Annotated in this window: 18 protein-coding genes and 1 tRNA gene; 12 read left to right on the forward strand and 7 right to left on the reverse strand. The window is 71.0% G+C overall.

Translation table 11 applies throughout. The features are described 5' to 3' along the window. Window positions 1-16 precede the first annotated feature (16 nt). Window positions 17-976 carry a ScbA/BarX family gamma-butyrolactone biosynthesis protein gene (locus ACH4OA_RS07965; protein ID WP_397936503.1) on the reverse strand — a complete coding sequence of 320 codons (960 nt, stop codon included), beginning with the start codon at window positions 974-976 and terminating at the stop codon, window positions 17-19. Between the two features lie 388 nt (window positions 977-1364). Here ACH4OA_RS07965 and ACH4OA_RS07970 point away from each other — a divergent pair, with 388 nt between their 5' ends. From ACH4OA_RS07970 to ACH4OA_RS07985, 4 genes are all read left to right on the forward strand, one after another. Then, entirely contained in the window at window positions 1365-2096 is a 732-nt protein-coding gene (locus ACH4OA_RS07970; RefSeq protein WP_397968153.1) for a response regulator transcription factor, read from the forward strand. Between the two features lie 97 nt (window positions 2097-2193). Then, window positions 2194-2856 (forward strand): ScbR family autoregulator-binding transcription factor, encoded by a 663-nt coding sequence (locus tag ACH4OA_RS07975; RefSeq protein ID WP_397936507.1) that lies wholly within the window; start codon window positions 2194-2196, stop codon window positions 2854-2856. 307 nt (window positions 2857-3163) lie between these two features. Next, window positions 3164-6895 carry an ACP S-malonyltransferase gene (locus tag ACH4OA_RS07980; protein WP_397968155.1) on the forward strand — a complete coding sequence of 1244 codons (3732 nt, stop codon included), beginning with the start codon at window positions 3164-3166 and terminating at the stop codon, window positions 6893-6895. A gap of 150 nt (window positions 6896-7045) precedes the next feature. Further along, window positions 7046-8536 (forward strand): hypothetical protein, encoded by a 1491-nt coding sequence (locus ACH4OA_RS07985; protein ID WP_397945936.1) that lies wholly within the window; start codon window positions 7046-7048, stop codon window positions 8534-8536. Window positions 8537-9254: 718 nt separating this feature from the next. Here the strand turns inward: ACH4OA_RS07985 and ACH4OA_RS07990 are convergent. After that, window positions 9255-10703: an MFS transporter gene (locus tag ACH4OA_RS07990; RefSeq protein WP_365871682.1), complete on the reverse strand. Its 1449-nt coding sequence runs from the start codon at window positions 10701-10703 to the stop codon at window positions 9255-9257. A gap of 251 nt (window positions 10704-10954) precedes the next feature. Here ACH4OA_RS07990 and ACH4OA_RS07995 point away from each other — a divergent pair, with 251 nt between their 5' ends. From ACH4OA_RS07995 to ACH4OA_RS08015, 5 genes are all read left to right on the forward strand, one after another. After that, complete coding sequence (locus tag ACH4OA_RS07995; protein WP_365871680.1) at window positions 10955-11860, forward strand: helix-turn-helix transcriptional regulator; 906 nt, start codon at window positions 10955-10957, stop codon at window positions 11858-11860. 237 nt (window positions 11861-12097) lie between these two features. After that, a complete protein-coding gene (locus tag ACH4OA_RS08000; protein ID WP_365871690.1) occupies window positions 12098-13291 on the forward strand; it encodes a helix-turn-helix domain-containing protein in 1194 nt (397 codons plus the stop codon). 91 nt (window positions 13292-13382) lie between these two features. Continuing rightward, complete coding sequence (locus tag ACH4OA_RS08005; protein WP_397968158.1) at window positions 13383-13922, forward strand: hypothetical protein; 540 nt, start codon at window positions 13383-13385, stop codon at window positions 13920-13922. Continuing rightward, window positions 13919-14260 carry a hypothetical protein gene (locus tag ACH4OA_RS08010; protein ID WP_397968160.1) on the forward strand — a complete coding sequence of 114 codons (342 nt, stop codon included), beginning with the start codon at window positions 13919-13921 and terminating at the stop codon, window positions 14258-14260. Before ACH4OA_RS08005 ends, ACH4OA_RS08010 begins: the two co-directional genes overlap by 4 nt. Then, window positions 14257-14733, forward strand: a complete 477-nt coding sequence (locus tag ACH4OA_RS08015) for a hypothetical protein (RefSeq protein ID WP_397968163.1) — start codon at window positions 14257-14259, stop codon at window positions 14731-14733. Before ACH4OA_RS08010 ends, ACH4OA_RS08015 begins: the two co-directional genes overlap by 4 nt. A 259-nt stretch (window positions 14734-14992) precedes the next feature. Here ACH4OA_RS08015 and ACH4OA_RS08020 read toward each other — a convergent pair whose 3' ends face one another. The 3 genes from ACH4OA_RS08020 to ACH4OA_RS08030 all read right to left on the reverse strand — a co-directional run bounded on the left by ACH4OA_RS08020 (window position 14993) and on the right by ACH4OA_RS08030 (window position 15964). Then, the gene (locus tag ACH4OA_RS08020) at window positions 14993-15406 is read right to left on the reverse strand and encodes a DNA-binding protein (protein ID WP_397968166.1); all 414 of its coding nucleotides are present in this window, start codon (window positions 15404-15406) and stop codon (window positions 14993-14995) included. After that, entirely contained in the window at window positions 15388-15672 is a 285-nt protein-coding gene (locus ACH4OA_RS08025; protein ID WP_397936523.1) for a hypothetical protein, read from the reverse strand. Before ACH4OA_RS08025 ends, ACH4OA_RS08020 begins: the two co-directional genes overlap by 19 nt. A 219-nt stretch (window positions 15673-15891) precedes the next feature. Further along, window positions 15892-15964, reverse strand: a tRNA-Ala gene (locus ACH4OA_RS08030). A 183-nt stretch (window positions 15965-16147) separates the two neighbouring features. Here ACH4OA_RS08030 and ACH4OA_RS08035 point away from each other — a divergent pair. Together ACH4OA_RS08035 and ACH4OA_RS08040 are read left to right on the forward strand one after the other, a co-directional pair. Continuing rightward, window positions 16148-16696, forward strand: coding sequence for a helix-turn-helix domain-containing protein (locus ACH4OA_RS08035; RefSeq protein ID WP_397936525.1), 549 nt, complete (start codon window positions 16148-16150; stop codon window positions 16694-16696). Between the two features lie 119 nt (window positions 16697-16815). Then, window positions 16816-18480 (forward strand): serine/threonine-protein kinase, encoded by a 1665-nt coding sequence (locus ACH4OA_RS08040; protein ID WP_397968167.1) that lies wholly within the window; start codon window positions 16816-16818, stop codon window positions 18478-18480. A 107-nt stretch (window positions 18481-18587) separates the two neighbouring features. On the opposite strand, the gene ACH4OA_RS08045 is transcribed toward ACH4OA_RS08040, so the two are convergent. Both ACH4OA_RS08045 and ACH4OA_RS08050 read right to left on the reverse strand, forming a co-directional pair. Next, window positions 18588-19817 carry a hypothetical protein gene (locus tag ACH4OA_RS08045; RefSeq protein ID WP_397968170.1) on the reverse strand — a complete coding sequence of 410 codons (1230 nt, stop codon included), beginning with the start codon at window positions 19815-19817 and terminating at the stop codon, window positions 18588-18590. 563 nt (window positions 19818-20380) lie between these two features. Further along, window positions 20381-20509 carry a DLW-39 family protein gene (locus ACH4OA_RS08050; RefSeq protein WP_003999697.1) on the reverse strand — a complete coding sequence of 43 codons (129 nt, stop codon included), beginning with the start codon at window positions 20507-20509 and terminating at the stop codon, window positions 20381-20383. A gap of 349 nt (window positions 20510-20858) precedes the next feature. Between ACH4OA_RS08050 and ACH4OA_RS08055 the strand changes: the two genes are divergently transcribed. Beyond that, on the forward strand, window positions 20859-21245 hold the full coding sequence (locus ACH4OA_RS08055; protein WP_365871664.1) for a DUF6344 domain-containing protein: 387 nt from the start codon (window positions 20859-20861) through the stop codon (window positions 21243-21245). Window positions 21246-21306: the final 61 nt, after the last annotated feature.

Raw genomic sequence — 21306 nt, forward strand, 5'->3', positions numbered from 1 at the left:
GTGGGACGCGTCGGCATCAGGCGGCCGGGCGGCGCAGGGACACGGTCCCGGCGAAGACCCGCTCCCCCTGCTGCGTGGCGGTCACCCGGACCCGGAGGTCCCCGGTGGTGCCGGATTCGTCGACACGGGCCTCGATCCAGCACGGGGCGTCGAGTTCGGCGTACCGCGTGAACTCGGTCTCCAGGCCGAGGAGCAGGGCCCGGGGCTGTCCCGTCGCGGCCCGGGCGGCCTGCCGGGCGGCCTCGATCAGCACCATGCCGGGGACGTGGTCCACCGGGTGGTCGAAGAAGCCCGCGTGCCCGGTGTCGACCCGCAGCTCCCACCGGTTCTCGCCGGGTTCGGCGCGGGCGGCGAGCAGCACGTGCTCCGGGTCGGTCCGGCCCACCTCGGCCGGGTCGGCCGGTGCCGGCAGGGCCCGGCCGGTGGCGGTGGGACGCTCGCCGCGCAGCCGCCGGTAGGCGGCCGGGCTGGTGCAGCTGAAGCCGGCGCTGCCGGTGGCGACGGTCACTCCGTCACGCCGGACCCGGACCTCGTAGCGCATGCCGGCGATGGTCCTGCCCCTGCGGACGAGGTCCCGGCAGACCGTGTGCAGTTCGACCTCGGTCGGGGCGGAGCCGATCCGGAACGCCGCCGCGGAGGCGGTGAAGGACATGTCCCGCATCAGGAACTGGTGCCCGAACGGGACCGCGTACTCGGCGTGGGCCAGCAGGCTTCCGGTCTGCCGGATCGACTCGACCATCAGCAGCGGGTCCTGGTGGCCGTCCACCGGTGCGAAGAGGGCGTGGCTGCGCGGCCACTGGGCCCGCACCACGAAGGAGTCGGACGAAGCGTCCGGGACGGACTCGTCGGGCACCCACCCGGTGAGGAACACCTCCGCCACGGAGGCGCGGTGGACGTACTCGCGCGGAACCGTGGTGGTGAGAAGCGGGCCCGTGGTCGAAGCACGGTCGATCACGGTCGTCTGAGCCGTGGTCACGATGCGGCACTCCTGCTCTGTTCATGGACAGGGGCCAGCCAGACGTGCGCCCCTCCCCCCCGTCCCCCCACGGAAGGCGCACCCCTTGAACATACAGACAGGTCGGCTTGATTCCAAAGTAAAAGATGCATAAAAAGCGGTTCCCCGACCGGTTAACGCAATAGCCACACGCACCATACGTAGCTGTCACGCAGCAATTAATGCCAGTAGATAGGCATTTGGAGGACCATGTCCGTGCCCTCTGCATGCAAGTTCTCCGTTCAGTGAACCCTCAACCAACCCGCGCCCAGGCCGCCGTACGGGCCTGATCGCGTTGACAAACAGACAACCTTGCCTGGTACTCTGACGCTCAAAAGTTCTGTTGCGCCCTTGGGGGAAGGAGCGTTACGTGAATCGGCAGGTCATGGATCTGGCGAGACCACACAGCGGGGCAGGGCAGTCGCCGGCGGGGGTACAGGCCGTGCAGGTGCTCGTCGTCGAGAACGACACCCCGGCCGCGGACGAGCTGACGCAGGAGCTGCGCAGAAACGGTTATGTGGCCAGCAGTGTGTCCACCGGTGCGGAAGCCTTGCAGGCGCTCGGCGGTGTCGACATCGTCCTGCTGGACCTCGATCTCCCCGATCTGGACGGCCTGGAAGTCTGCCGCCGGATACGGGTGGCCGGCAATGTGCCGATCATCTCCATGACCGCGCGCGGTGCCGAACTCGACTGTGTGCTCGGGCTCCAGGCCGGCGCCGACGACTACCTCGTCAAGCCCTACGGCCTGCGGGAACTGCTGGCCCGCATGGAAGCGGTGCTGCGCCGGGTGCGCCCCCGGTCACCGGCGGCGCGGGTCATCACCCACGGCCCGCTGCGGATCGACACCGGCGCGCGCGAACTGCTCATGGACGGACGGAGGGTGGACCTCACTCCCAAGGAGTTCGACCTGCTGTGCCAGCTCGCCTCGCAGCCCGGCACCACCCTCTCCCGGCGTCAACTGCTCAGCCAGGTGTGGGACGACGAGTGGTCGCACCGCAGCCGCACCATCGACACGCACGTCAGCAGCCTGCGCAGCAAGCTGGGTTCGAGCCGCTGGATCGTCACGGTGCGCGGCGTCGGTTTCCGGATCGGGCATGCGTGACTCAATACGGCCGCTCGTATCCGAGGACAGGGCACCGGTGGAATATAGTGCAGGCAAGTTTGTATGTTTTAGAACCTGAGATGTGAGGATCCGACGGATGGCCCGACAGGAGCGAGGTATCAGGTCGAAACGCTCGATCCTGGAGGCCGCCGCGGCTGTGTTCGGCGAACGCGGTTACGACGCGGCGAGCACGAACGAGATCCTCGCCAGGGCCGGCCTCACCCGCGGCGCGCTGTACCACCACTTCCCCTCCAAGGAGGCGATCGCCTCGGCGCTGGCGGAGGCACAGGGCGAGGCCCTGGTGGTACCGGACCATCCCGTGAAGCTCCAGTCCGTCATCGACCTCACGCTGGCGTTCTCGCTCCGGCTCCAGACGGACATGGTGCTGCGGGCCAGTGTGCGGCTCGCCGTCGAACGGTCGTCCTTCTCGGCCTCGGCGCAGGCGCCCTACAACCAGTCGATCACCCTGGTCGAGGACCTGCTGTGTCAGGCCGAGAAGCAGGGCGAACTGCTGCCGGGAGCCGATCTGTCGGAGGTCGCCGCGACCATCGTCGGCGCGTTCACCGGCCTTCAGGTGATGTCGGAGGCCTACAGCAGCCGGCGGGACCTGCCCGCCCGCATCTCCGCGCTCTGGCGGCTCCTGCTGCCCGGGCTCGCCGCGCCGGGAATGCTGCCGCGGCTGCGCACCAGCCTGCCGCCCGAGCCGTCCGAGCAGCCCGAGCCATTCACGCCGTCCGCGCCTTCCGCGCCGTCCGACTGACAGCGTCAAGCACCGAAAAGAATCGGGGTCGAGAGCCTTCCGGGCTCTCGGCCCCGATTCTTTTTCTCCCGGCCCGGGACCCGGCCGAGCACCTCTCCCACCAGCATCTTTGAAGTTCTCTGACATTCCCTTGCAGACGCTTACAGAGCCTCACAGAGGCTTGGAGAAACCTGTATCGGAATGTGTTGAAACGGGTTCTGGCGAACCGAAAGAATAAATACCGTACCCGGGAATGAGGATGTGATTCCCCGCGCCCAAAGGCGAGCGTGCGATGTTACCGCCCAGAAGAACCCGAGAGGCGATGCTTGTGTCCCGCTCTCTGTCCCCCGCTCCTTCTCCCGCCCATCCCGCACTGGCCCCGGCCGCACGGCCCGCTCTCGTCGACGACGTCCTCAGCACCAAGGACCGCATCCGCGTGGCCGGGTTCTTCCCCGGCCTGGGCAGCCGGGGCTTCTACCGCGGCCTCGGCCGGCAGCTCCTCGACTCCGGCATCCCCGAGGTCACCGGCGTCTACCGGGAAGCCGCCCGCGCCCTCGGCTTCCCCGGCCGCCCCGACCTGCTCCTGCTGGACCCGGAGAACCTCCCGGACGGCAAGATGGAGCGCCAGGGCTTCATCGGCGCGTCTTTGCTGGTGCACAGCCTCGCCCTGGACGCCTACCTCCGCGACCGGACGGCGAAGAACGGGGTCCCCGTCGACTTCGTCGCCTACACCGGCGAGAGCTTCGGCGTCCTGACGGCCGCGGTGGCGAGCGGCGCCCTCTCCGTCTTCGACGGCACCAAGATCGCCCAGGCGTTCACGCCGCTGATGCTCCAGGCCGCCGGCGCGCACAGCACGGACGAGCCCTTCGCCCGGGACATCGCCTCCTACCTGGACGAGTCCGTCCGGCAGACGCCCCTGGTCGGCGAGCCGCACCACGTGGTCGCCGTACGGGCGCCGAGCCCGGACGCCCTCGCGGTGGTCCTGGACGGCATCCGCGCGGCCTTCGCGCTCACGGACGTAGAGCTGCACAAGACCTACGCGCCGACGCAGGCGAACCTCTACGTCCGCGCCGGAGCCAGGCCCGCATTCGACGCGTTCGTCGCCACCTTCACGGACGCGACCAGCTGGGATCTGAAGGAGCCGACCGTCTTCCTCGCCCACTCGGCGCGGATGCGGCCCGCCCGGGAGGCCCTGGAGCGGTTCTTCGTCACCCACCGGATCCACTTCGCCGGCCCCCGCGTGCCCGTGGTGTCCAACCATGACATGTCCCTGCTCACCACGGCCTTCGACGTCCGCGAGGGCGTCCTGGCCATGACGGACCGGGTCATGGCCTCCCGCGACACCTGCGAGAGCCTGAACAGTCTCGACGTGGACATGGTGCTGGAGCTGGGACTGGGCGCGAAGTCCGTCCGGCTGCTCCAGGACAACGACGTCGCCTCCCCCGTCACGGCCTACACGGGAAGCCACGAGGACACCGCCAGGTTCCTGCGCGCCGTGAACGTGGTGAGCGCCCTGATGTCCCGGCTGGAGGAGCTGTACGGCTCTGAGGAGGAGCTGACGCGCGAGGACCACCACCTCCTGCACGAGATGTTCCGCCTCGCCGCCGACAACAGCTTCTGCGACGACTACTTCTCCCGCACTCTCGGGCGCGTCATCACCGCGGAGATGCTGCGCCCCGACCGGGAGGGCTCACCCGCCTTCTACCGGTTCCTGGAGATCTTCCAGCACACCCGCGCGCACCGCGAGCACATCGCCGTCGACCGGGGCGAACTCGTCACCCGGGCGCGGACGAAGAAGCGGATCACCGCGGGGGACTCCACGCTCCTGGGCAAGGCCTACGTGGAACTCACCGTGCGGGACGCGACCGGCGACGTCCGCACCCGGACCCTGCACACCACCCGTCCGGAGGTGGTCGTCTTCCACTTCGGCGGCCCGTCCGGCCCCGGCGGCGAGGCGCTGGCCCGCAGGACCCGGCTGCTGCTGGACACCCAGCCGACCGCGTACGAGACGCACGACCGGATGCTCGGGGGCCCGCACCCCGACGGCGCCCTGCACCCGGCGGGACAGCGGGTCGTCTACCAGTACCTGCTGTTCAGCACGCTCGCCCAGCACCGGCCCGCCCTGTTCGCGCAGAGCGACCACTACCTCGAAGGCGACGACGTCCCCGGCTGGCTGGCCGCCCTGGCCGTCTCCGGCGCCGTCTCCCTGGCCGACGCGGTCACCCTGAGCACCGGCTCGGCTCCCGAGGACGTGACGGAGCGCATCCTGAGCGGCCTCACCCCGGCCGGGATACCCCTCGTCTCCCCCGAGGGCGTGCCGGTCCAGTCCCGCAAGGACCTGGCGGACGCCACCCGCGCCGTGCTCCGGGACGGCGCTCTCGACACCCCGGTCCGGCGCATCCACCTGAACGGCAACTGCCAGCTCGTCGCCCTCGGTTCGGAGCCGGCCGCGACCGACGTCGACACCGGGCCGTACGCCACGCACATCGTCGCCGTCACCGAGCCGGCCGAGGTCTGGAAGAAGCGGGTCAACCCCGCCCTCGACGCCTTCGAGTACGCCTGCGTCCTCGACCTCACCGAGGAGAACGCGGCCGTCCTGGCCAACGCGCGCAGCCGCCGGGTCCTGTCCAGCACGGTCCACGCCTACATCCACAGCGACGAGACGATCGTCGGCTTCGGCCAGGGCGGCAGCGAGTCCATGACCGTCTTCGTCCGGAAGGAGGGCGAGGAGCACATCACGGTCCGCAAGGTCCTCAGCGAGGCGCTGACCACCGCGCGCTGGGACCCGGACGGTGACGGCGTGATGCTCCCGCCGTTCACCAAGGCCAGGAAGCAGGCCGAGTACCTGCAGTCCCTGCCCGAACCGGTGCGCGCCTACTTCCCCGAGGTCTTCTCCGTCCTGGAGCGCGAGACCCCCGTCCCGTCCCACCTGCGGACCGACGAGCACACGGTCGACCGGGAAGTCATCTACGAGATGAGCTACATCGCGGGCGAGGAGGTGAGCCGGTACGTCGAGAAGCACACCCCGCCGCCCGCCGTGGTCGCCCGGCTCTACGAGCAAGTCATCCGGGTGCTGAACGACGAGGTGCACAGCATCGGCCGCGTGCCGGCACCCGGCGAGACGCTCGACACCTCGTACTTCAGGAAGATCGAGGACCGGCTGGACCTGTGCCGCCGCACCGCTCCGCGCACCTTCTGCGCGCACCTCCTCGACACCGAACGGATCGTCGTCAACGGCGTCTCCTACCTGAACCACACGGCCCTGCTGAAGCGGTTCCGGGACACCCCGCAGTACGCGGAGATCCTCGAACCCGCCTTCCACTCCCTCGTCATGGGGGACACCAACACGGAGAACATCAAGCTCACCCACACCGAGCCGCTGCGGCACGCCCAGCGCCTGATCGAGTCCGGGGCACCGCGCGAGGACGTCGACGCGGCCCTGGCGGCCATCACCCCCGCCACCCTGGGCATCAGGTTCCTCGACCCGCGGGCCATCGGCTTCAAGAGCGAGGGCAAGGACACCCGCGACGACGCGATGTACGACAACAAGCCGTGGCACAACTCCATCGGCCACTACGACGAGATCCACTTCGAGCAGTTCGCCATGAGCGTCGACGTCGGCGAGGGCCGCACGCCCAGCGTCGACATCGCGTTCCGGCACGGCAACCCGTACCAGAAGGCGTACCGGGTACGGGACGTGATCGCGGCCGGGGGCACCGTCGACCCCGAGGCCCCGCAGGGGATGGAGGACTACTTCGCCCCGGTCATGACGGCCGCGCTGGGCCTGGACGACCCCGAGTCGCCCTATCTCAGGGACGACCCGTACTGGCTGATCCGGTTCGTGTTCATGATGGGCCAGCACTTCACGGCGATGCCCCCCTTCCATTTCCAGAAGGAACTGGACGGCACGCTCGTCGACACCTACCAGACCCAGCGCCGCCCGGTCGCGATCTACTGCGAGGGCATCAAATGGCTGAACTGGGCCCTGCACATGCTGGAAGGCAGCAGGACCGAGTTCCTGGGCCTCGCGGTGCCCCCGCTGCCCTATCTGGAGGGCTAGGGCCTCCCGTTTGGATCACGCCGGGCTCGCGGGCTGCTCCAAACGAAAGACCCTAAGGGCACCCCTCGGGAACGGCCCCCGTTCACCCGCCCCTCGAATTCCCTGAAAAAGCCCTCGTACGGCGACCGTCCCCATTGGAGGACCGCACCCATGCACGCTGTCCCGCGTTCCCTTCCCCTTTCCGGGCTGAACGAGATGCCCAACGAGTCCCGGATGATCGCGACCCCGTGGAGCCGCATGCTCCGCGGCATCGGACTCGGCCAGTACCCCATCGACTACGACCCGGCGATCGCCGGCCACATCCGCGACAGCTTCGACCAGCTCGCGAAGAAGGTGTCGCCGTCCGACGGCTACACCCTGTTCAGCCGGGACATGGCGGACTTCACGCTGCGGGTCCTCGAACCCGGCGGCGACCGCGCCTGGATAGAGCCGGCCGTGGGACCGCTGCTGGACGCCGTCCGGGCCGTGCCCAACCCGTACTACCGGGCCACGGCCGGCAGCATCCTCATGGACGCGTTCGCCAAGCTGGACCTCGACCTGTCCCTGCTGGTCAACGAGGACGTGGACTTCCCGGCCGAGGTCCTCGGCATGCTCGACGAGATCGCTCCGGACCAGATCGAGGACGACAACCAGGGCCGGCACGGCGAGTACGAGCGGGTCTCCGCCTGCTGCACCGTCTTCCTCGCCCTCGGACAGCTCGGTCTGCGCGACCGCCTGGTCACCGCCGAGCGCAACCACGTCGTCGAGGCGCTGAACCTGCTGGACCGCATCCCCATCCCCTACTTCTGCGGACGCGTGGGCGGCATGCTGATGTCCGTGCTCGCACTGCTCGACTACACCGAGCACATCTTCGACGGCGAGCGCGACTACATGCGGGAGGTCCTCGAATACCTCACGCGGGCCGACGAGGTGGGCAACTGGCCGGCCTTCCCCAACCCCATGCCGACCCCGTGGAAGAAGGTCTATCCGCTGCTGACGATGCTGAACGCCGTCGCCATGTGCGGCAGGCCGGAGTATCTGACGCAGCCGATCGACGCCCTGGCCGAGGCCAGGGACCTGATGGGCCGGATCCCCTGGGACACCCGCGTCCACATGTCGCAGTACTACGTCATCGCCCTGCACAACCTGGGGCGCCTGGCGGACGAACTGCCCGACCTGGACACCTTCATGAAGGACGTCGCCGCGGTCCTCGACACCGTCGATCCCGGGGAGAACTACTCGCCCCGGGGCAACGCCTACCCGTACATCATCGAACTGTCGATGATGACCGGCCGGATGGACCTGATCCCGGACGAGGCACTGGTGCGCATGGCCGACTCGTTCCCCGACCTGGACCGCACCGGCCCCTACGAGAACCGCATCGACGACAACCGGGCGAACCGCGCGTTCCCGGTCAGCTACGTCCTCAACATCCTCGGCGAGATCGGCGCCCCGGAGCTGATGTTCGCCCCGCGGGACCGCTACGAGGGCCGCTCGGCCATCGCCTGGGTCATCGAGGACCTGTCCGAGGGCGCCAGGGAAGAGGGCGACCGCATCTCGATGCTCGACCACTCCCTGCTCAGCTACGCCCTGCGCCTGCGCGGCGCCGACGCGGGGGAGACCGACCTGTTCAAGAACTTCACGTTCCCCTTCACGGCGTAAGACCGCAGCGCGCCACCCCCCACCCCTCGGCCTCGCCTGGCCGGCCCCCGAATCCCGGGAGCCGGCCAGGCGAGGCTTCGGCGTGTGCGGGGTCCGACGCCGTGCCTACGCACGGGGTGCCCACCCACCTTGCGTGTACGGGGCGGGAGGCTGGGGGTACGGCTTCTCCTCCTGGGAGTCCGGGGGTACGCCTTCTCGTCCCCGGAGTCCGGGGGTGCGCCTTCTCGTCCCGGAGTCCGGGGGTACGCCGTCGTCTCCTCGGAGTCCGGGAGAGTCCGGCACGCACGGCACGTGCGGCACGCACGGCACGTGCGGAGTGGGCGGGGACGCTCGGTGGGCTCGGCGCACTCGGTGGGCTCGGTGGGCTCGGTGGTGAGGGCGGCCCGCCGAGCCCCTGTGGGGCCGCCCGCCTGAAGGCGTCCGATACGCCCGCTCACCCACACCGTCCCGCCGCGCCTGCCGCAGGTCCCGGAGCACGAAAGAACACGCCCGGTGCGGGCGTGGAGGAGTGGCGGCGAGGGCTCGTCGTCGAGTCGTACGGGCGGGTCCGGGCCAGGCCGCCGAGGATCCGGTGCTCCCGGCCGGCCCGCCCGTCTCTCCCTCCTCTCCGCCCCTCTCCGCCCCTCTCCCCTCGTCTCCCCTTCTCCTCATACGCGTGCACCGCCCTCCGGGTGGAGGGCGGTGCACGGGAGGGGAAGCCGGCCGGTGCCGTGCGCGGTCAGTGCGCGGGGGTCCGGTCGCTGCGCAGGAAGACGGCGCTGGTGAGGACACCGAGGAGGACGATGGCCGCGTTCACCGCGATCGCGACCTTCAGACCGCCGAGGATGGCGGTGGCTCCCGTCCCTGCCATGGCCGCGGTGACGACGGCGCTCATGATCGGCGTGCCCATCGTGATGCCGACCTGCTGGGTCATGGTGGCGAGGCCGGTGGCCAGACCCTGCTCGTGGTTGGGCAGACCCGTGGTGGCGGTCACCATGAAGCCCACGATGACGAGCATGTTGCCGACACCGCCGAGGAAGCTGGCGACCAGCATCAGCCACATCCACGAGCGGTCGTCGCCGAGGCCGACCAGGGCCGCGGTGAACACGGTCTGCAGGATGCCGCCGACGATCAGCGTCTGCTTGCTGCCCAGCTTGCCGATGAACTTCGGGGCCGTGACACCACCGGTGACGGTGCCCAGGCCGAGGATGCCGAAGGACAGGCCGGCGGCGAGCGCGGAGAAGCCGAGCACGTCCTGCAAGTAGAGGGTCAGCGGGAAGACCAGGGAGCACTCGGTGAGGAACGCGATCAGACCGGCGACGTTGCCCCAGGCCACCGACCGCTTCCCGAGCACGCTGAGCGGCACCAGCGGAGCGGACACCTTGCGCTCGACGGCGTAGAACACCACCAGCAGCACCGCGCCCGCGGCCAGCGACAGCAGGGCCTGCGCGGAACCCCAGCCCTTCTCGCCCGCCTGGGTGAGGCCGAAGATGATGGCCAGCAGACCGAGCGTGACGCTGATGGCGCCGGGCAGGTCCAGCTTGGGACGCTCTTCGAGGCGGGACTCCTTGATGACCGTCGGCGCGATGATCAGTACGGCGATGGCGACGGGCACGTTGATGAAGAAGGACCAGCGCCACGACAGCAGGTCGGTCAGCACGCCGCCGAGGATGGCGCCGGTGGTGAAACCGCTGGACATCAGCGCGCCGTTGAGGCCGAGCGCCTTCTGGCGCAGCGGGCCCTCCGGGAAGGAGGTCGTCATCAGCGACAGCGCGGCCGGGGTCACGGCGGCGGTGGCCAGACCCTGGAACACGCGGGCCACGATCAGCATCTCCGGGTTCTGCGCCAGGCCGCCCACGAGGGAGGCCGCGCCCAGGACCACGAGACCGCCGAGGAACAGCCGGCGGCGGCCGAACAGGTCGGCGACCCGGCCGAAGAGCAGGGTGAAGCCCGCCGCGCACAGCGCGAACGAGGTACCGATCCACTGCAGGCGCGACAGCGAGAAGCCCAGGTCATTGCCGATCACCGGCAGCGCCACGTTCAGGATGGCGAAGTCCACGGCGAGCATGAACTGCGTGGCGAGCAGCAGTACCAGCACCAGTCGGAGCCGGGGGGTGAGCACCGCTGGTGCCGGGTCGACGGCAGTGCCGGGCGCGGTACCGGCCGCCTCCGTATCAGTGACAGACATGACGTCGAGTCCCTTTCCTCTGGATCCTCTGGTTCTCTGGTTCCTGACACGCGGCGCTCTCGTTCGCGGCACGCGCCGTTGAGGAAAAGGCTCGTCGGCGTGCGGATTCCAAGCCAGAACCCTGCGTTGCACAGCCAGTACGAGGGTAGTCATCACAGGACCACCCTTACGGCTTCCAGCCTTTACGCCCGGCGGGCATCATGGGAGATCACTGGCACAGCCTGTCGCACTCCGCCGCCCTGGAGGCATGAATGGACGCCTCGTCCGAGCTGGGAGACTTCCTCAAGTCGCGCCGCGCCGCGCTGCGCCCGGAGGAAGTCGGCATCACCCCGCACCCGACCCGCCGCCGCGTCACCGGTCTGCGCCGCGAGGAACTGGCGATGCTGGCCAACATCAGCATCACCCACTACACCCGCCTCGAGCAGGGCCGCGCCACCAGTGTCTCCGACGGCCTGCTGGACGCACTCGCGCGCACGCTGCGCCTCACCGACGACGAGACGGCCCACCTGAAGGACCTCGCCCGTCCCGCCACCGCGTCGTCCCGCCCCGCACCGCCCCGGGTGGCGCACGCCAGCGCCTCCGCCCGGCAGTTGCTGGCGGCCATGACCGACGTGCCGGCCCTCATCCTGGACCGGCGCAACGACGTCCTGGCCTGGAACCACCTGGGCCACGCGCTGCTCGCCGGCCACCTGGCGCCCGAGAGCCCGGAGACACCGGCCACCCGCCCGAACCTGACCCGGATGCTGTTCCTGGACGAGCAGTACCGCGAGTTGTACGCGAACTGGGACGACCAGGCGCAACTCGCCGTGGCCGCCCTGCGGCTGGAGGCCGGCCGCCACCCCGACGACCGCTCGCTGGCCGAGCTGGTCGGGCAGCTCACCATGAACTGCGACGAGTTCGCCTCCCGCTGGGCCAGGCACCCCGTGCGCACCTGCACTTCCGGGGTGAAGCACCTGCGGCACCCGCTGGTCGGCGCGATGGAACTCAGCTTCGAGAACCTCGTCCTGCCGGGCACCTCGGGTCAGCGCATGATCGCCTACACCGCCGAGCCCGGCTCACCGTCCGAGGCGGCACTGCGACTCCTGGGCAGCGCGACGGCCCCGGTCGCACAGGACACCACGACGGCCCGCCGCGTCACGACCCCGGCGACACGGTGACCCCACCCACCCCCTGACCCGGGCCCGTCCCACCCGCGCTTCGTCGACAGCCTGACGTCACGAGTGCGCGCCTTCGACGGATACGTGCTCCTGGCCGCCCACCTCCGCAAGGGCTGACATGAGGAAGGTCCCGCCCCATACCCTGACAGTGACGAAGCTGACAGAGATTGGGGCGAGACCGTGCCATCTGCTGCTACCCCCGACCCCTATGCCACCCCGCTCGTCTTCGGACAACGGATGCAGGTCCTGCGTCAGCGCCGAGGCATGAGCCGAACCGTCCTGGCTGGACTGCTCGGCAAGTCCGTCTCCTGGGTGAAGCAGGTGGAGACCGGTGTGATGCACCCCCCGAAGCTGTCCATGATCCTGCGCATCGCCGAACTCCTCCGCGTCCGCGACCTCGCCGACCTCACCGGCGACCAGAGCCTGCACGTCGACCTGTTCACCGGCCCCGGCCATCCGAAGCTCGGCGCCGTGAAAGCCGCAGTGGACGCCTTCCCCCGGTCAGCCGACAGGGAGGCACCGTCCACACTGCACCTCCGCCACCGGCTCGACGCCGCATGGGCCGCCCGGCACAAGGCGCCGAACCATCGCGAGGTCGTCGGCGGCCTGCTCCCGGACCTGATCCGGGATGCGCAGCTCGCCGCCTGGCAAGCCGGCACCGCGGCGGACCGGCGCGCGGCGCAGGCCGTCCTCTCCGAGGTGTACTCGCTGTCGCAGTTCTTCGTCGCCTACCAGCCCGACGCCGCCCTGCTGTGGCGGGTCGCTGAACGCGGCATGGTCGCCGCCCAGGACTCCGAAGACCCGCACGCCGTCGGCGTCGCCGCGTGGCTCACCGCCCAAGCCCACCGCGACAGCGGGTCGGCGCACTTCGACGCAGCCGACGCAGTCGCCCTGCAAGCTCTGCGCTACCTCGAACCGCACCTCCCCGACGCCGACGACAAGGTGCTGGCCATCGCCGGCGCCCTCCAGTTCGAGGCCGGGTACACGGCCGCCCGCCGCGGCGAGGTCGGAGAGGCATGGGGGTGGTGGGACAAAGCGGAGAAGACCTCGAAGAAGCTGCCCGCCGACTACTACCACCCGGTGACCAGCTTCTCGCGGGCCATCATGGGCGCCCACGCCGTCACCGTCGCCGTCGAGTTACACCAGGGTGGCGAGTCCGTCCGGCAGGCCGCGCGCGCGGACAAGCAAGTGATCAAATCACGGCCGCGCCGGGCCCGGCACAGGATCGAGGAGGCCCGCGCCTACCAGCTCGACGGGCAGCCGGACACCGCTCTGGCAACGCTCGACAAGGCGTGGGAGTCGGCGCCCGAGACGATCCAGTACAACGGGTACGCGCGCCGCATCGTGCTGGAGGAGACCGAGGCGAAACAGCCCGAGCGCCGACAGCGCGCATCGGAGCTGGCGGTCAAGCTGGGCATGTTGGCCGCGTGAGTACGGGGCAGGATCCCTGCCTCACCCTCAGTGCGTAGGCCTCTACGGTCGGTCGCGTTTCCTCATCGCGCCGATCGTGGAGGTCCGACTCATGTCCAGCGACATCACGAGCGTGGTGAACCCGCCACACCCCGGTATCAGCAAGTCGAGAACGCCCGAACCTCCCGAGGTGATCCGCGCCTGGCTCGCCGGTGCGCACGGCACGACCGGTCAGGTGCGCCTGGAGTGGTCGATGCAGCGCCTGGCGGTGCTGCCGCTCCGCATCGGGCTCGGCGCCGTGCGGATGCCGGGAGGCATCGTGCACGCGGCCGTGGGTACCGGCGAGCCCCGTGCGGTGGCCGCCGCCGTCCGGGATCAGTTGAACGGCCCGGTCATCCAGGACGTGCGCACCGCTCTGGGTCCGACCTACTGGGCGCTGGTGCCCTACCGCGCCGACGCCCGCTGGGACGGGGGCACGGATACGCCGCTGCTCGGCCCCGGCACCTACCTCGGCGTACCGGACCTCGGCATCACCGCCCCGCCCGGTGCTTACTGGGTGGTGCAGCCCTACGGCCGTGACCATCTCTGCGAGCTGCCGGACGTCGCCGCCTTCATCCAGCGGGGCCGTGATGCGACGGAGGTACCGGCATGACATCTGCCCGCACCACTGCGGTGCTGGTTCTCCCGGTCGACTTCGTGCCGCACATCTTGTTGCCGCGGCTGGAGTTGCTATGCGACGCCCGGACGCGCGGCGCGGAGTGCGTGTGGGGCGGGGAGGTGCTGACCACCGATACGGCCATCGACTTGAACGAGCGTGTCACCGACAGCGGCGCGCACTGGTTCCCGCGTGCCTGCCGTCGCTGCCTGCGCAGCGCCGTACATGCCGCCCGCGGCCGACACCCCGGCGACTGCCCGGACTGCACGGACTTCACCAACCTCTGCCCGATCCGCCATGCCCTGCACGACCTGCTGATGGAGCTGGGCCGGTGACCGTGCAGGACGCCGGTGAGCTGGCACGCCTGCACCAGCTCATCGCCGTACACGAGTTCCCGCAGGCCCTGCCTCCCGCGGCCCTGGCCGGCGAGGCGTGCGTCTGGTGCACCAGCCCGGCCGAGACCACCACCGTGGAGCTGTCGGCTGCTCTTCCCTGGTGGGGCTGCCTGCCCTGCTACTCGGCCAGGCTCGCCTGGTACGTCACCTGGTACGACTGGCACGACCACCACGAGAGCTGCGTCCCCTGTCGGCAGCGCCGGACCTGCCACGTCGGCCGCGGTCGCCGCATCCTGCACGAACAGACGGCAAGGCTGGCCGACAAACCGCAGCCGACCTGCTTCCCCTGCCGGAATCCCCTCCTGCCGGCGGAGAGGGCCGCGCCGCTGCTCTGGCACAGCCCGACGACCTTCGCGCCCCGCCTCGGCTACGCCCACGTCCGGTGCCTGACCGAAAGGCCGGGCAGACAATGACGCCGGTACCCCGTGCAGCGCTTCCGGCCTGCTCCACGGACTCTCACCGACGCCATCCCCCATCCCTCCGGTACTGACCGATGGCCAGCACCGGATTTCCGCGTTGCAGACCGCCCTTCGTCTGGCCGCAGGCTCAGGTAAGACACGGATTCTCTTCGAGTTCTCGGTCGACCGGCTGACCAGGCGTCTGCATCACGCCCGACTGAGTTCACCCTCGCTGCATATCTGGTGCTTTTCTCCGGATCACTCGCTTCGCGCCTCACACCGCGACGAGCCGAACCCGGTCACCGCAGAGCTTGGCCATGTCGTCGATGCCGGACGTCATCATGACCACTGGACGCTGTTGCCGCAGGGCGGCCTCGGCCACGGCCGCGTCGATGGCGTACTTATGACCGTGCAAGCCGACGGCCATCAACAGGGCTGAGGCCGCCTTCGCCTCCTCATCCCCCACCGGGATGACGCGGAGGCCGGACAGCAGCCAGCTCAGCCGAGCCTTGTTCGTGCGGGCGTGCACGGCCTCGATGATGGTGAGTGCGCAGATCACCACTTCCATGCCACGCGAGCGCGCCTCCACGACCAGGGCCACCACCGTCTCGTCATCGGCAAGCAGCTTGGAAAACCCCTCGCTGTCCAGGACCAGCGTCCCCTCGTGACTCAGCTTGCGGCGGGCCATTGGTCTTTCTCGGCGAACACTTCGTCGAGCACCTGCCGCGCCTGGTGCCGTGCCTGCTCGGAGACCGGCCCCTTGCGACTCTCGTAATCAGCCAGGTACTCGTCCAGCACCTGCCCCCGCAGCTCCCGCTCGACGGCTGCGGCGATGAACGCGGAGAACTCCCGCTTACCAACCCTGGCACGGATGGCCTCTGCGGTTCCTTCGGGCAGGGAGAGGCTCACCCGCGTCGCCGGCCCCTCGCCAATGCTGTACGTCGTCTCAGACATGACCCCATTGTGTCAAACAAGTAGGAAACCAGAAAGTCGCACACCAAGGTCATCTGGAAGCCACTGGGACCAGCGCCACGAGAGCTGCGTGAGCCTAGGGGATTCCAGCGGGGGAGGCGACACATGTCAGCACCATCGTGCTGACATGCCAGCACAGATAATCAGGACAAAAAGACCCCCCTGACAGCGTTTCCGCAGGTCAGAGGGGCATTCGAGGAGTGGAGCCTAGGGGAGTCGAACCCCTGACATCCGCCATGCAAAGACGGCGCTCTACCAACTGAGCTAAGGCCCCGCGCAGCGGCTCCCGGCCGGACGGTCTGCTTCCCGGCGGGTGCCGCAGACCAGAGTACCGGGTCACCCCCCGTATTCCGCAAAAAGATTGGGGGTCCCCGCGGATGACCACTCTCCGTAAGATGCTCGACGTGGTTCGCTACAGCGAACCGCGGTTCTTCAGGGGAAGCGATGGGGAGACGCCATGGACGCCGCACAGCAGGAAGCCACCGCCAGAGCGCGCGAGCTGCAGCGGAACTGGTACGGGGAGCCGCTGGGGGCGCTCTTCCGTAAGCTCATCGACGATCTCGGGCTGAACCAGGCGCGGCTCGCGGCGGTCCTCGGTCTTTCCGCTCCGATGCTCTCCCAGCTGATGAGCGGTCAGCGTGCCAAGATCGGCAATCCCGCGGTCGTCCAGCGGGTGCAGCTGCTCCAGGACCTGGCGGCCCAGGTCGCGGACGGCAGTGTCAGCGCCGCCGAGGCGACCGACCGCATGGACGAGATCAAGAAGTCGCAAGGGGGATCCGTGCTCAACAACACCACCCAGACCACCACCAGTTCGGGCGCGCCCACGGTCAAGCGCGTGGTCCGCGAGATCCAGTCGCTGCTCCGCTCGGTGGCCGCCGCCGGCGACATCATCGACGCCGCGGACGCCCTCGCGCCGAGCCACCCCGAACTCGCGGAGTTCCTCCGCGTCTACGGCGCCGGCCGCACCGCCGACGCCGTCGCGCACTACCAGTCCCACCAGAACTGATCCACTCCCGCCCGAACTGATCCACGGGCCGGTCCGCCGGGGGGAACCGGACCGGCCGGGGCACGGGATGTCCGCGAGCGGTCGGCCGCACAGGGCCGGGAAGAGGAGCGGCGGCTGTCATGGGTGAGGTCTTCGCCGGCCGGTACGAGCTGGCCGACCCGATCGGACGCGGTGGCGTGGGCGCCGTATGGCGTGCCTGGGACCATCGCCGACGGCGTTACGTGGCCGCGAAGGTCCTGCGGCAGCGCGACGCCCACTCCCTGCTCCGTTTCGTCCGCGAGCAGGGGCTGCGCATCGACCACCCGCACGTCCTCGCCCCGGCCAGCTGGGCCGCCGACGACGACAAGGTGCTGTTCACCATGGACCTGGTCGCCGGCGGCTCCCTGGTCCACCTGGTCAACGACTACGGCCCCCTGCCGCCGGCCTTCGTGTGCACGCTCCTCGACCAGTTGCTGTCCGGGCTCGCCGCCGTCCACGCGGACGACGTCGTCCACCGGGACATCAAGCCCGCCAACGTCCTCCTCGAAGCCACCGGCACCGGCCGGCCACGCCTCAGGCTCTCCGACTTCGGCATCGCCATGCGGCTCGGCGAACCCCGGCTGACGGAGACCAACCTCGTGGTGGGCACGCCCGGTTACCTCGCCCCCGAGCAGTTACTGGGCGCCGAACCCGACTTCCCCGCCGACCTGTTCGCCGTGGGCCTGGTCGCCCTCTACCTCCTCCAGGGCGCCAAGCCGGACGCCGGCGCCCTCGTGCGGTACTTCGAGGAGCACGGCACGCCCGGCGCGCCGAAGGGCATCCCGGAACCGGTCTGGGGCGTCGTCGCCTCGCTGCTCCAGCCCGACCCCGCACGGCGTTTCCGTACGGCCACGGGAGCGCGCAAGGCGCTCGCCGACGCCGCGGAACTCCTGCCGGAGCCCGGCCCCGACGACGAACTCGTCGAGATCTTCGACCAACTCGGCCCCCTGCCCCCCGGTTTCGGCCCCGCAGGCCCCCTCCGCCAGGCGTCCGGCGTCGCCTTGGACCTGGTGCCGGGGAGGAAGACGACGCCGGACACAGGCGGGGTTACGGGGGTTGGCACGGGTACGGACCCGGGCAGGCGTCCGGGTACGGCACCGGGCACAGGCGGGATTACAGGGGACGGCACGGGCACGGACTCGGCCAGGCGTCCGGGTACGGCACCGGGCACGGGCGGCGTTACGGGCGACAGCACCGACACTGGCTCGGGCGGGCACTCGGGCACGGGAGCGGTGCCGGGCGCGCGGGCGGACGGGGGCGGGGGTGTGAGCGCGGGTACGCCGGGCGCGCGGGCGGACGCGAGCGCGGGCATGAGCGCGGGGACGAGCGGGAGCCTGGTCACGGGTTCCGGCACGCCCGCCCATGGTTCCGGCGAACCCACCCACACCGGCTCCCTGTCGGACACCGGCAGCTTCCGGCTGCCGCCACCCCAGCAGCCCCCGCCCCCCGATCCCGTACCCGCCCCGCACCCACACACCTTCCCGCCCCCTCCCGCACCCGTGCCGATGCCGACGCGGGCTCCTGGGCCCCTGCCGCCCCCGCCCCTCGACGCCACCACCGACACCGCCGCGTACACGGCCCGCGACCCGCGAGCCACCGCAGGGGCCCCTCCCGTCTCTCCCGCCCGTCCCGTCTCGCAGCCCCGGCACCGGCGGGCGCGGCGCGCGGCCCCGCGGCCCGGACCGCCCGCCCGCGCCGTACTCGTGATCCTGCTGCTGGCGCTCGCCTGCTACGCGGTCGGCTTCTGGGCGCTGACCCGCTACTGACCGGCCACTGCCCCCGCCACCGACCGGCTGTTGACCGGCCACAGGTCGGCTGCTGACCGGCTCTGCGCCGCCCGAGCCGGTCTTCGCCGGGGCCGGGCCCGCTCACCTCACCGGGTGCGCGCGTGCGAGCGGCGGGCCGCCACCGTCCAGCCGCCGAGGACCAGCAGCAGCGCTGTCCCGGAGCCGATCCCGCCGACGGCGACCAGCCGCATCGCCCGGTTCCCGCCGCCCGCCCCGCCCGGTCCCGGGCCCCCGGTGCCTCCTGTGCCCCCGGCCAGCGCGGCCGCGCGGTCCCGCTCGGTGACCGTGAAGACGCCCCCGGGCTCGGGGCTGCCGGCGTATCCGGGTCCCGCGTGCGTCCGCCCGGCCACCCGTACCCGCAGGGTCACCTCGAACGGCCCCTGCCCGAACGTGCCGGCCAGACGCGTGCTGAGGTGCAGGACCAGGTAGTAGTGGCCGGCGAACCGGACGGAGGTCACGCCGGCCGGGACGGCGTACCGGTTGGCGTACTCCACCGGCGGCAGCGGAGCGAGCGCGGCGGACTTCGCGGCGCCGGTGTAGCCGAGGGAGATGCCGTCGACGTAACCGCGGACGGGGTTGTAGAGGGAGAGGTTCAGGGCGCCGCCGGCGTAGCCGTGGCCCGGGGCGCCGTCCAGCCCGGCCGAGGCGTGCAGGCGCAGGCCCCAGTCCAGCGGCACCGCGTAGAACCGGGTCTCGCCGGGGGTGAGGGCCGTCCGCCAGACGCCCTGGCCGAGCGGGCGCGCGGTGGCGAACCCGGTGCCGCCGGTGCGGTCGCGGGGCCGGCCGGGGAGGGGCGCGGGGGTGGCGGAGTCCCAGGCGCGCGGCGGGTCCGTGGCGCCGGCCCGGGCCAGGCCCGGTTCCGTGGCGGGCGTGATCTCCAGGTCCCACCGCCCGGACGTGGCCGCCGTGCCGGCACCCTGGGCGTCGAGACGCTCGACGAGCAGGTAGTACGTGCCCGCCCCCTGGCACAGCGCCTTGCCCGTCTCGCGCTGCCCCAGGGCCGTGACCGGGCGCGGGCTGAGCCCGGCGCCGAAGCGGGCGGAGGCGTAGGAGCAGGAGGTGCCGTGCGCGTCCCGGAGCGAGACGCGGATGCCGTCGGTGGCGGTGACGGTGGCGTCCGCGGGCGGTACGGCGGTGACGGGGACGTACGCCGTGTCCGTGGCGGTGAGCCGCAGCCGGTAGTAGAGCCTGCCGCCGCGCGGGAGGGAGCTGCGGTAGGTCTGGCCGGCCTCCAGCGCCTCGGCGGCCGAGGTGTCCGCCGCGCCCACGACACTCCGGGCGCCGGGCACGAAGGCGTACGACTCCGCCTCCGACACCGCTCCCGAGCCCCGCCCCGCCTCCGGCACCGCTCCCGATGCGCGCCCCACTCCCGATGCGCGCCCCGACTCCGACCGCGCACCGGCGACGGCCGGAGCGGCGACAACCGGAGCGGCGACAGCCGGAGCGGCGACAGCCGGCGCCGCCACAACCGGAGCGGCGGCCGCCGACGCGGCGCCGGCCAGGGCGGTCACCGGGCCGGACAGCGAGACGGCCCAGGCCGCCGGCAGCACCAGTGCGACGCGCCGGGCCCTCGCGGCGGCCCGCCGCCACCGTCCCGCCGCAGCCCCGCCCGCTCGCCTCCGCACGCGCCACCACCCCCGTCGTCGCACCACCCGCCGGACCGGGCCCATCCTGCCCCGGCCGGCCCTGCGCCATCCGGGCAACGGGTACACCCGTCCGAAACCGGCGCCACCCCGGCACGCCCCCGCCCCTCCGCCTACCTCACCCGGCACGCCCCCGCAACGCGAGACGCCCCGGAGGCCCGGCGGGAAGCACAGAACCCCGGCCGCTCAGGCGGCCGGGGTCCGTACAGATTCGGTATGTGCTTCGGTTTCGGGACTCACGAACCCGTGGGCACGGAGTCAGTCGCCTCCGTCCACAGGTCCTGCTCGGCGCGATCCGCCTGGATCTGGCGGTACACGAGGAGCCCGCCGATGGCGGCCAGTGCGACCAGGAGCAGCTTCTTCACCGCGCGACCTCGTCTTTCCTTGACGTAGGGGACCTCTGGCGCCCGACTATACACACCGACCGATATCGATCGGTGACCTGCGCCGGGCCCCAACTCCCGCCCCCGCGAGCGCGATAGCCCAGGTCGGACGCCGTCTTGGCCGCAGGGTGACCACACCCGCACGTACAGTTACCTTGCTCCCCTTTCGCTCGCGCTCATCGGCTTATGGGAGCTTTCCGACCGCCTTGCGGCCATCCGGGTGGTGTTCATCGGAACATCGACGCGCCACGGGCGTCGGTCCACCACTTCCCCGCCCCCATACACATGATGAACAAAGTACGCAAATCGCCCAACCCGAAAGTGAGGGGTCATGGCCCAGAACAAGGTCATGAAGCTGTGGACCGCCATCGTCACCGCCTTCCTCGCGCTGTGCACGGCGCTCGGTCTCGTCACCGCGGGCACCGCCACCGCCGCCGCGGCCGGTCCCCGGACCGAGAGCCCGCGCACCGGCACCGCGCACCGCACGAACCCGGCGGTCCCGGCGACGCGCCACTGGGCCTGGTCCCACGCCAGGGCCCTGCCCCCCACGATGAAGCAGCGGATCAGGGCCGAGGCCCACGGAAAGTCCCCGAGCTGCCGCCACCGGCCCCTGACACCGGCCCAGACGGAAGTCCAGACGGAAGCATCCGCGGAAGCCCAGCCGCGGCAGGCGGAGGTCCCGGCCCCGGGCCACGCCCCGGCGCCGCTCCTGTGCTGAGCCGGCCCGCGCGCAGTACCGCAACGTCTCGACACCACGGCGACTTGCGTACGCACCAGTC

Origin of the sequence: Streptomyces sp. NPDC017095 (assembly GCF_044332325.1) — a bacterium.
GTDB lineage: Bacteria > Actinomycetota > Actinomycetes > Streptomycetales > Streptomycetaceae > Streptomyces.

Bases quoted from the DNA above. Each gene is read 5' to 3' on its own strand.
- ACH4OA_RS07995 (WP_365871680.1), top strand. From the start codon at position 10,955: ATGGACGCCTCGTCCGAGCTGGGAGACTTCCTCAAGTCGCGCCGCGCC.
- ACH4OA_RS08055 (WP_365871664.1), top strand. From the start codon at position 20,859: ATGGCCCAGAACAAGGTCATGAAGCTGTGGACCGCCATCGTCACCGCC.
- ACH4OA_RS08025 (WP_397936523.1), bottom strand. From the start codon at position 15,672: ATGTCTGAGACGACGTACAGCATTGGCGAGGGGCCGGCGACGCGGGTG.
- ACH4OA_RS08040 (WP_397968167.1), top strand. From the start codon at position 16,816: ATGGGTGAGGTCTTCGCCGGCCGGTACGAGCTGGCCGACCCGATCGGA.
- ACH4OA_RS08035 (WP_397936525.1), top strand. From the start codon at position 16,148: ATGGACGCCGCACAGCAGGAAGCCACCGCCAGAGCGCGCGAGCTGCAG.
- ACH4OA_RS08005 (WP_397968158.1), top strand. From the start codon at position 13,383: ATGTCCAGCGACATCACGAGCGTGGTGAACCCGCCACACCCCGGTATC.
- ACH4OA_RS08000 (WP_365871690.1), top strand. From the start codon at position 12,098: ATGCAGGTCCTGCGTCAGCGCCGAGGCATGAGCCGAACCGTCCTGGCT.
- ACH4OA_RS08020 (WP_397968166.1), bottom strand. From the start codon at position 15,406: ATGGCCCGCCGCAAGCTGAGTCACGAGGGGACGCTGGTCCTGGACAGC.
- ACH4OA_RS07990 (WP_365871682.1), bottom strand. From the start codon at position 10,703: ATGTCTGTCACTGATACGGAGGCGGCCGGTACCGCGCCCGGCACTGCC.
- ACH4OA_RS08010 (WP_397968160.1), top strand. From the start codon at position 13,919: ATGACATCTGCCCGCACCACTGCGGTGCTGGTTCTCCCGGTCGACTTC.
- ACH4OA_RS07985 (WP_397945936.1), top strand. From the start codon at position 7,046: ATGCACGCTGTCCCGCGTTCCCTTCCCCTTTCCGGGCTGAACGAGATG.
- ACH4OA_RS07975 (WP_397936507.1), top strand. From the start codon at position 2,194: ATGGCCCGACAGGAGCGAGGTATCAGGTCGAAACGCTCGATCCTGGAG.